This window comes from Methylobacterium sp. FW306-05-D, from assembly GCF_058782155.1.
The window spans coordinates 116,937-125,122 of record NZ_JBYSXL010000005.1 but is presented as its reverse complement, the minus strand read 5'-3'; the positions used below and the strand labels follow the sequence as shown (position 1 = coordinate 125,122).

At 71.8% G+C, this 8,186-nt stretch carries 6 protein-coding genes; 4 read left to right on the top strand and 2 right to left on the bottom strand.

Going from position 1 to position 8,186, the window contains the following annotated elements:
• The 4 genes from AC3WLN_RS04030 to AC3WLN_RS04015 form a co-directional block, all read left to right on the top strand.
• The coding region (locus tag AC3WLN_RS04030; protein WP_492479691.1) for a hybrid sensor histidine kinase/response regulator at positions 1-1,783 on the top strand (1,783 nt) is incomplete at its 5' end.
• Between the two features lie 53 nt (positions 1,784-1,836).
• Positions 1,837-2,880: a chemotaxis-specific protein-glutamate methyltransferase CheB gene (cheB, locus tag AC3WLN_RS04025; RefSeq protein ID WP_492479689.1), complete on the top strand. Its 1,044-nt coding sequence runs from the start codon at positions 1,837-1,839 to the stop codon at positions 2,878-2,880.
• Positions 2,877-4,583, top strand: coding sequence for a response regulator (locus AC3WLN_RS04020; protein WP_492479687.1), 1,707 nt, complete (start codon positions 2,877-2,879; stop codon positions 4,581-4,583). The genes cheB and AC3WLN_RS04020 overlap by 4 nt, the downstream gene beginning before the upstream one ends.
• Before the next feature lie 2 nt (positions 4,584-4,585).
• Positions 4,586-6,442: a response regulator gene (locus tag AC3WLN_RS04015; RefSeq protein WP_492479685.1), complete on the top strand. Its 1,857-nt coding sequence runs from the start codon at positions 4,586-4,588 to the stop codon at positions 6,440-6,442.
• A gap of 70 nt (positions 6,443-6,512) precedes the next feature.
• Here AC3WLN_RS04015 and rplQ read toward each other — a convergent pair whose 3' ends face one another.
• Both rplQ and AC3WLN_RS04005 read right to left on the bottom strand, forming a co-directional pair.
• On the bottom strand, positions 6,513-6,923 hold the full coding sequence (gene rplQ / locus AC3WLN_RS04010; RefSeq protein ID WP_055949338.1) for a 50S ribosomal protein L17: 411 nt from the start codon (positions 6,921-6,923) through the stop codon (positions 6,513-6,515).
• A gap of 195 nt (positions 6,924-7,118) precedes the next feature.
• Positions 7,119-8,138 carry a DNA-directed RNA polymerase subunit alpha gene (locus AC3WLN_RS04005; protein WP_056183544.1) on the bottom strand — a complete coding sequence of 340 codons (1,020 nt, stop codon included), beginning with the start codon at positions 8,136-8,138 and terminating at the stop codon, positions 7,119-7,121.
• Positions 8,139-8,186: the final 48 nt, after the last annotated feature.

Sequence of the window (8,186 nt, the reverse complement as noted above, 5' to 3'; positions counted from 1 at the left end):
GCCCGCTGCCCCACCGCCGAAGCCCGCTCAGGCGGAGGCGCCCGCCGAGGCCGCGCAGACGCTCCTGCGGGTCCCGGCCGATGCAATCGAGGCCCTGACGCGGGCGACGCACGAACTGGCCAGCGCCCTCGGTGGCGAGGCCGTGCTGGCGGAGGGCATCGCCCGCCTCGGCCGGCGGGCCGCCGACCTCGCCCGCCTCGCCGAGCGCCGGCGCGGCGCCCGCGGATCGGAGCCGGACGCGGATGCGCGCACCCTGGAGACCGGGCTCCTCGCCCTGGCGCGCGACGCCGCTGACCTGGTCCGGATCCGCAGCGCCCTCGCCTCCTCCGTGGACGGCGCCATGAACCGGGTCGCCGGCGAGGCCGAGCGACTGGCCCTCGTCCCCGCCGAGAGTGCCTTCGGCGGGTTCGCGCGGGCGCTGCGCGACCAGGCCCGCGAGGCCGACCGCGCCATCGAGGTGACCGTGCGCGGCCTCGACCTCCCCCTGGACCGGGGCATGCTCCAGGTCCTCAAGGACCCGGTCCTGCACGCCTTGCGCAACGCCCTCAGCCACGGGGCCGAACCGCCGGAGGCGCGCCGGCGCCTCGGCAAGCCGGACGCCCTGGCCATCGGTCTGGACGTCGAGGTCCAGGGCGGCCGCCTCGTCGTCCGCATCCACGACGACGGGCGCGGACCGGACCTCGTCGCCATCGCCGAGACCGCCCGCCGCCGCGGCCTGCTCGACGCCGATGCCGCTCCGGAGCCGGAGGCGCTCCTCGCCCTGGTCTTCGAGCCGGGTTTCTCCACCGCCACCGCGATCGACACCCTCTCGGGCCGGGGCATCGGCCTCTCGGTGGTGGCGGATGCGGCGCGCCGCCTCGGCGGCACCGTCCGGCTCGCGCCCCGCGAGCCCTTCGGCACCGAACTGGTCATGGCGCTGCCCCTCTCGGCCGCGCGCCGGGCGATGCTTCTCGTGCAGGCCGGCGCGATCACCTACGCGATCCCGAGCGCCTCGGCCGAGCGGCTGCTGCGCCTGGACCGGAGCGCCCTCGCCCAGGTCATGGGCCGGACCGTGGCGCAGGTGGAAATCGGGGGCAGTTCCGTCAGCCTGCCGGTGCTCGACCTCGCGAGCCTCCTCGGCCTTTCGGAGAGCGCTCGGGAAGCCGGGGATCCCTGCCCGGCGATCCTGCTCCGGGGCAACGGACGCCGCTGCGTGCTCGCCGTCGAGGCGCTGTCCGACGTGACGACCCTGCGCGTGCTGCCGGCGCCGCCGATCGGGACCGATCCGCGCCTGATCACCGGAACGGTGATCCTGCCGGGAGACCGGCCCGCCCTGGTCCTCGATGCCGAGGGCCTGATCGCCCGGGCGGCCGAGACCGGCGGGGCTGCGGCGCCGCAACCCACAGGCCACCGCGGAACGATCGCCCAGGCGCCACGTTCGACGATCCTCGTCGTGGACGACTCCATCACCACGCGAACCTTGGAGAAGGGTATCTTGGAAGCGGCAGGGTACCGCGTCGTCGTCTGCGTCGACGGCCAGGATGCGCTCGACCGCCTGCGCGCGGGCATCGAACCGGTGGACCTCGTCGTCGCCGACGTGGAGATGCCGCGCCTCGACGGCTTCGGCCTGCTCAAAGCCCTGCGCGCCGAGGAGGCCTTCGCGCATCTCCCGATCATCCTGATGACGTCGCGCGGCGACGCGGAGGACGTGGCGCGCGGCCTCGACCTCGGCGCGGACGCCTATCTGACGAAGCAGACCTTCGACCAGCGCAAGCTCCTCGACACCATCGGGCAATTGCTGTGATCGAACACGAGCGGGACGGATCGACGCCGGGGGCGCCCGCGCGGATACGGGTGATGCTGGTCGAGGATTCCCTGGTGGTGCGCCAGCTCCTCATCCACATCGTCGGCCGGGATCCGCGCCTCGAGGTCGTCGCGGCCGTGGCCTCGGGCGAGGAGGCCCTGGCGACGATCGGGCGGGTCCGGCCCGACGTCGTGTCGATGGACATCCGCCTGCCCGGCATCGACGGCCTGGAGACGACCCGGCAGATCATGGCCGAGCGGCCGACGCCCATCGTGGTCATCGCCGACGCGATCGAGGATTCGTCCCTGCGGATCTCGATGAACGCCCTGCGGGCCGGCGCCCTCTCGGTGGTGGAGAAGCCGGTGGCGACCACCAATGCCGGCTACGACGCCGCGGCCAGCGAGATCTGCACGCAGCTGCGCATCATGGCCGCCGTGCCGGTGATCCGGCGCCGGCCGATCGGCTCCGAATGGGCCGGCCGCCTCGCCAGCCCACCGCCCGTGGCGGCCTCGCTCAAGGTGCCGGAGGCCGCCAGCGTGCTGGCGATCGCGGCCTCGACCGGCGGGCCGCCCGCCCTCGCCCGCGTCATCGGGGCTCTGCCGGCGCGGTTTCCCCTGCCGGTCCTCGTAGTCCAGCACATGGGCCCCGCCTTCATGGAGGGCTTCGCCAGCTGGCTCAACGGAGTGGTCGGCCTGTCGGTGACCCTCGCCCGCGACGGCGAGCGCGCCGAGCCCGGCCGCGTCTACGTCGCGCCGGGGGACCGGCACCTGGAACTCGGCGGGGGCGGTCACCTGCGGATCAGCGACGCTGCCCCGGTGGGGGGGCAGCGCCCGGCCGCCACGGCCCTGTTCCGTTCGGTCGCGCGGCACGCCGGCGCGCGCGGCATCGGCGTGCTGCTCACCGGCATGGGTGAGGACGGTGCCCTCGGCCTCCTCGACCTGCGCCGGGCCGGGGGCCTCACCGTGGCCGAGGACGAGAGCACCGCGGTGGTGTTCGGCATGCCGGCCGCCGCCATCCGCCTGTCGGCCGCCGGGACCGTCCTGCCCCTGGACCGGATCGCCGCCCATCTCGCCCGCGTCGCGGAGGCCGCGCCGTGACCGAGGCCGCCCCGCCCCGCCTCCTCCTGGTCGAGGATTCCGAGACCCAGGCCCTCGAATTGCGGCTGCTGCTCGAATCCAGGGGCTTCGCGGTGGAGCGCTGCGCCACCGCCGAGGCCGCCCTCGATCACCTCAACACCCGCCTGCCCGATCTGGTGGTGGCCGACCACCATCTCCCCGGCATGAACGGCGACGAGTTCGCCCGCCAGCTCCGGCTCTCCCTGCGCACCCGCGCCCTGCCCCTCCTGATGCTCACCGGCGCCCGCGACGGCGAGCGCCAGGGCCTGGAGAGCGGCGCCGACGCCTACGTGGCGAAGTCGGCCGACCGGGATCTCCTCGTGCTGCGCATCCGCGCCCTTTTGCGCGAGCGCATGGGCGGCAGCGACGGACCGGGCATCTCCGCCTTCCGCCGCGGCCGCGTTCTCGTGGTCGACGCCAGCGCCACCTACCGGACCTTCCTCGCCGGCCTGCTCGCCCACGAGGGCCAGGAGGTCACCACCGCGGACAGCCACGCCACGGCCCTGGCGGCCCTCGCGGCGGAAGGCGCCGCCTTCGACTGCGTGACGATCGACCTCCTCGCCACGACCTATGACGGCCTCGCCCTGTGCCGGGCGATCAGCGACCATCGAAACGCCGGTCTGGCGGGCCGCGAGGCCGGCGCGCCGACCTTCCAGGTCGTCGGCATCGCCGGCTCGAATCCGGCCAAGGACTTCCTCGTCGAGGCCTTCGCGGCCGGTGCCGACGACGTCGTCTCGAAATCCGATGGCGAGATCCTGGTGATGCGGGTGCGCAGCCTCGTGCGCCGCAAGCTCCTGGAGGAGGACAACCGGCGGATCGCCGGGGAATTCGGCGCCCGCGAGCGGGCCCTGGAGCGCGCCCGGGCGGAGGCCGAGGCGGCCGAGGCGCGAGCCGCGCTCGCCGGGGCCCTGGAACGGGCCAATGCCGACCTCGCCACCGCCAACCGCAAGCTCACCGACGCTCAGGCCAAGCTCGTCCAGGCCGCCAAGATGGCCTCCCTCGGCGAGTTGGTGGCCGGCATCGCCCACGAGATCAACAACCCCCTGGCCTTCATCCTCGCCCACCAGGGCACCGTGGAGCGCATCCTCGGCGAGGTCGCCGCCGCCCCGGATTCTCCCGACAGCCCGCGCCGGCTCAAGAAATGCGGCGACCGCGTCGGGGCGATGCGCATGGGCCTGACCCGCATCCAGGACCTCGTCCTGAACCTGCGCAAGTTCTCCCGCCTGGACGAGGGCGAGCGTACCCTGGTGAACGTGCCGGAGGCGATCGAGACCGTGCTCGCCCTGATCCAGCACAAGCTCGGCGACCGGATCGCGGTGGTCCGGGATTTCGCCGGCCGGGCGGAGATCCACTGCACGCCCGCCCTGCTGAACCAGGTCGTCATGAACATCCTCGGAAACGCCGCGGACGCGATGCCCGAGCCCGGCACCATCACCATCGAGACGCGCAGTCTCCCCGACACGGACGTCATCCGGATCAGCGACACCGGACCCGGCATTCCCGAAACGCTGCGGGAGAAGATCTTCGAGCCGTTCTTCACCACGAAACCCGTCGGTTCGGGGACGGGCCTCGGCCTCGCGATTGCCTACAGTGTCGTGCGGGCGCATAGCGGCACGCTCAGTGTCGAGGCCGCCCCCGGAGGCGGGGCCTGTTTCGTGATCGGCATTCCACGGCAGGCGGGTTGAGCATGTCACAGGGCACAATCCTCGCCGTCGACGACGAACCGGACATCCTCATCGCCCTCGAGGACCTGTTCGAGGACCAGTACCGCGTCCTCACCACGACCAAGCCGGTCGAGGCGCTGCAGATCCTGGCCGACAACCCGGACATCGCCGTGATCCTCTCGGACCAGCGCATGCCCGGCATGACCGGCGACGCCATGCTGGCCGAGGCACGCAAGCGCCATGACGCCCAGGCGATCCTGCTGACCGGCTACGCCGACATGAGCGCCGTGGTGGCGGCGCTGAACCAGGGCGGCATCACCGGCTACGCGACGAAGCCCTGGGACGCGAACCTGCTGCGCAACACCGTGCGGCAGGCCTATGAGCGCCACCAGCTTGGCCGCGACCTCGCCACCGAGCGGGCGCTCCTGCGCGGCCTCCTCGACAACGCCGAGGACGCGATCTCCTTCAAGGATGCCGAGGGGCGCTTCGTGCGCCTCAACGCCCGCAAGGCCGCGGGCCTCGGGGGCGAGGTCGCCGGCTGCCTCGGACGCACCGAGGACGCGATCCTGGGTGATGGCGAGGCGATCCGCAGCGCGGACGCCGCCGCCATCGCCGCCGGGGAATCCAGTGAAAGCCTGGTCGCCGAGGGGGCGGTCGGTGCTGAGCGCTGGCGCCACGTCGTCCGCGTGCCGATCCGCGACGCGGCCGGGGAGATCACCCATCTCGCCACCATCGAGCGCGACGTCACCGAACAGAAGACCCTGGAGGCGCGCCTGCGCCAGTCGGACAAGATGCAGGCGCTGGGCACCCTGGCCGGCGGCATCGCCCATGATTTCAACAACCTGCTGATGGCGATCCTCGGCAGCCTCGAACTCGTCGCGCCGAAGGTCGCCGACCAGCCGCGGGTCCAGCGCCTGGTGGGCAACGCGATGCAGGCGGCCCAGCGCGGCGCTTCCCTGACCAAGCGCCTTCTCAGCTTCAGCCGCTCCCGCGACCTGCGCCCCCGCGCCGTCGACGTGAACGACCTCATCACCGGGATGAACGACCTCCTCGCCGGCAGCCTCGGCGGCCTCGTCGCCGTTGAAACGATCCTGGCGCCCGAGGCGCCGGCCGCCTGCGTCGATCCGGATCAGCTGGAACTCGCGATCCTGAACCTCTGCATCAACGCCCGGGACGCGATGCCCGAGGGCGGCCGGATCGTCGTGGCCACCCGCAGCCTCACCCTCGAGGACGATCCCGACCTGCCGGCCGGGGCCTACCTGTCCGTCGAGATCACCGATGCGGGCAGCGGCATCGCCCCGGAGATCCTCGCCCGGGTCTGCGAGCCGTTCTTCACGACGAAGGCCGTGGGCCAGGGCACGGGCCTCGGCCTCGCCATGGTGTTCGGCCTCGCCCAGCAATCCCACGGGCGCCTGCGGATCGAAAGCGCGCCCGGGGAAGGCACCCGCGTCCAGATCATCCTGCCGCGGGTCGAGGCGGCGAGCCCGAGCGAGGCGGCGCGGCCCGGCACTGCCGTCGCCCAGGGCCGTGGCGCGCGCATCCTCGTCGTCGACGACGACCCCGAGGTCCGGCACGTGACGGCCTCGTTCCTGTCGAGCTTCGGCTACAGCGAGCGCGAGGCCAGCGACGGTTCGACCGCCCTGTCGCTGATGGAGCAGGGCCGGTTCGACCTCGTCGTGGCCGATCTGGCGATGCCGGGAATGACCGGCGTCGAATTCGCCGAGATCGTGCGCGCGCGCTGGTCGGACGTGCCCGTGCTCATCGTGACCGGGCATGCCGAGGCGATTCCGATCCCGGCCGATCTGCCGGTGCTGCGCAAGCCCTTCGAATCGGCCGATCTCGCGGCGGAGGTCTCGCGCCTCCTCGACCGGGCCGCCTGAAGCGGGCGCATCGCGCAAAGAAAAAGGCGGCCCGGGGGCCGCCTTCTGGGTCTTCGGAGAGAAGCGTTCCCTACGCCGCGTCGTCCACCAGCACCGGGCCGGAATCCTTGCCGCGCGCGTCGACGTCACGGTCGACGAACTCGATGACCGCCAGGGGGGCGTTGTCGCCGTAGCGGAAGCCGGCCTTCATGATGCGGCAGTAGCCGCCCGGACGGGTGTTGTAGCGCGGGCCGATCACGGCGAAGAGCTTGCGGACCATGGCCTCGTCACGGATCTGCGACATGGCGAGACGGCGGGCATGCAGGCTGTCGGTCTTGCCCAGCGTGATCAGCTTCTCGATGACCGGACGCAGGTCCTTGGCCTTCGGCAGGGTGGTGACGATCTGCTCGTGCTTGATCAGCGCGGCGGACATGTTGGCGAACATCGCCTTGCGGTGCTCGGTGGTGCGGTTGAAACGACGACCGCGAAATCCATGACGCATGATGGCTGTCCTTGGTTGATGGCCGCCGTGCCACGGTACGGCCAAGCGCCCCTCCGAATCGATCTTCGGGGCTGTTGATTCCGCATGACCCCGCGGCGGGATTCGTGTCGGGGTCCGCGTTGGGCGAACCCCGTGTCATCGGCCGAAACGGCGGCGCGGTGACGCGCCGTCAAGTCCCGACCGAGAGGGTTCGCCTCAGTAGTGCTCTTCGAAGCGCTTGGCGAGGTCCTCGATGTTCTCCGGCGGCCAGCCGGGGATGTCCATGCCGAGGTGCAGGCCCATCGCGGCGAGCACTTCCTTAATCTCGTTGAGCGACTTGCGGCCGAAGTTCGGGGTGCGCAGCATCTCGCCCTCCGACTTCTGGATGAGGTCGCCGATGTAGACGATGTTGTCGTTCTTCAGGCAGTTCGCCGAACGCACCGAGAGCTCGAGCTCGTCGACCTTCTTGAGCAGGGCCGGGTTGAAGGGGAGCTGCGGCGCGAGCGGCTGCGCCTCCTCCTTGCGGGGCTCCTCGAAGTTCACGAACACCTGGAGCTGGTCCTGGATGATGCGCGCGGCGTAGGCCAGGGCATCCTCCGGCGACACCGCACCGTTGGTCTCGATCGTCATCGTCAGCTTGTCCTTGTCGAGATCCTGGCCCTCGCGGGTGGTCTCGATGCGGTAGGACACCTTGGTGACGGGGGAGAACAGCGCGTCCACCGGGATCAGGCCGATCGGCGCGTCCTCGGGACGGTTGCGCTCGGCCGGGACGTAGCCCTTGCCGGTGGCGACCGTGAACTCCATGCGGATCTCGGCGCCGTCGTCGAGCGTGCAGATCACGAGGTCGGGGTTCAGGATCTGGACGTCGCCGACGGTGCCGATGTCGCCGGCGGTGACGATGCCGGGGCCGGTCTTGCGCAGGGTCAGGCGCTTCGGGGCCTCGGTCTGCGAGCGGATGGCGATGGTCTTGATGTTGAGGACGATGTCGGTGACGTCCTCGCGCACGCCGGGGATCGACGAGAATTCGTGCAGCACGCCGTCGATCTGCACCGACGTCACCGCCGCGCCCTGGAGCGAGGACAGCAGCACGCGGCGCAGGGAGTTGCCGAGCGTGGTGCCGAAGCCGCGCTCCAGGGGCTCGGCGACGACGGTGGCGACCCGCTTGGGGTCGTGCCCGGTCGAGACCTGGAGCTTGTTCGGCTTGATGAGCTCTTGCCAGTTCTTCTGAATGACCACGATGCTACCTCTCGCAAGATCGGCGCGGCCCACATGGGTGGCCCGTGC